Here is a 1733-nt window from a genome sequence, read left to right as displayed (position 1 = left end):
CTGCGGTATTCGCGCCGTGTGCTCTCGGCCAAATCGCCGCGGCGCCGGGCAATCACCACGGCGCGCAGCAGCAGCGCCTTCATCCGCGGGGCGAAGACGGCATCCCCGGCCTCGATGGCGAACTGGCAATCGCGCAGCTGGTGAGCCAGGCAGACCTGCCAGTCCGCCGCATGTCCTTGCTGGGCGCTGTAGAGATCGGAAACCCAGATCGCCGGACGGTGTCCGCCCAGCACCTCGGCGACGACACAAGCGCCGCGACTCTTGCGGACCACGTGGATCACCACCTCGTCGTTCTGGAACACCCAGTTCCAACAGGTGCGGCCGTCGATACGCACGGTGGTTTCATCCGAGCAGATGACGCGCGCGCGACGCAACCGGGCCAGGATATTGGCCACATCGGCATCGAACTCCGGCTTGCCCCGACGAAAGGCGGCATCGAGCGCGCCCTCGCTGATGGCGAGGCCAAACAGCTCGATCAGCAGACGGCTCAGTCGCCGGTAGCTGACGGCATGCACGAAGCGCAGATACATCGCCAGCGCCACGATGTTGAGGCTGAACGGCGTGCCTGGCTCCAGCCCCTCTGGCAACGGCGCGAGCGTGATGCCGCCGCAGGAGGGGCATTGCCCGGCGTAGTGCTCCACTCGCGTCACCACGGGGGCGACCTTCGGCAACTCGATCTTGTCATAGCGGCCGTGCAGCGTCTGGTCGGTCGCGCCGAGGGCCGCTTGGCAATGCGCGCACCGGACCGGCTTCGCCGTGACCACTTCGTCCGGGTTCGCGGCCAATGCCCGTCCGCCGCCCGTGCGACCGAGGCTGCCCTGGCGCGGACCACTGCGCTTGGCCTTCTTCGCCTGGTTCGGCTTGTGCCCTTTCGAGGGCGGCACGCTGGAATTGTCCGGCGTCTTCGGTGGCACGCCAAGCTTCGCTTCAAGCTCAGCCACGCGCGCCGTCAGCAACTGAACCTGCGCCCACAGCGCCAGGATCAGGGCATCCTTCTCGTCGTGCGACAGGCGACTGAGGTCGGGGAGCTGGGTCACCCAAAGCTTGAATCGTGGCCCCCGTGGTCACGTCAATGGCGCCGTGTCGCGCATCCCAACCCGCGCTCACAATGGGGGATGAGCAGATACCAATGCGATCGCACCGACCGAGACGCGCCGGCTGATTTCGGCCAGGTGCTCGTTCATGGCCTCGATATTCACTTCCGGCATGATGATGGCAGCACCGGTGCGGCGCTCCGGGCAGATCGCGCCAAACAGATAGGCCCACTCGTAGCGTCGGTCGCGCGGGGCTCGGGGACGTGAGCCACGCTTCGCCCACACCCGGGTCAGTGTCCCTTGCTGCCCGACACGCGCTTCATCGGTGAACCATACTTCCACCGGTTTGCCGGCCGCCTCGGGCGGCAGCGCGGCGGTCATGAGATCGGCAAAGCTGCCCTGAAAACCGCTTGTTCCTCGGGCTTGGTTTGCGGGTGCTGCGGGCGCACCGATAGCCGCCGGAACGACAGCTTGCGCAACAGCTTGCCGACCGTGCGCTCGTGCAAGGATACGGCAAACTCCTTCATGATCCGCCGCTGCAGATCGACGCAGCGCCCGCGGACCACACCGTCCCGCTCAAGGTCTGGCCCTTGCTCGACCCATTCCGCCACCTGGGCCTGTTGCTCGGCCGACAGCCGCGGCTGCGGGCCATTACGGCGCGGCCGATCGGCTAAGCCCTCCAGTCCCGACTCGTTGTAA

Annotated in this window: 1 protein-coding gene and 1 pseudogene; both read right to left on the bottom strand. The window is 67.0% G+C overall.

The features are described from left to right. Window positions 1-1037: transposase (locus VE326_00900; protein HYJ31752.1), on the bottom strand; the 1037-nt coding region annotated here is incomplete at its 3' end. 102 nt (window positions 1038-1139) lie between these two features. After that, window positions 1140-1733 (bottom strand): annotated as a pseudogene (locus tag VE326_00895) (IS630 family transposase).

It is taken from the genome of Candidatus Binatia bacterium (genome assembly GCA_035631035.1).
GTDB lineage: Bacteria > Eisenbacteria > RBG-16-71-46 > SZUA-252 > SZUA-252 > DASQJL01.
Note: the sequence above shows the minus strand (reverse complement) of the source record. Positions and strands in the feature narration are given on the sequence as shown.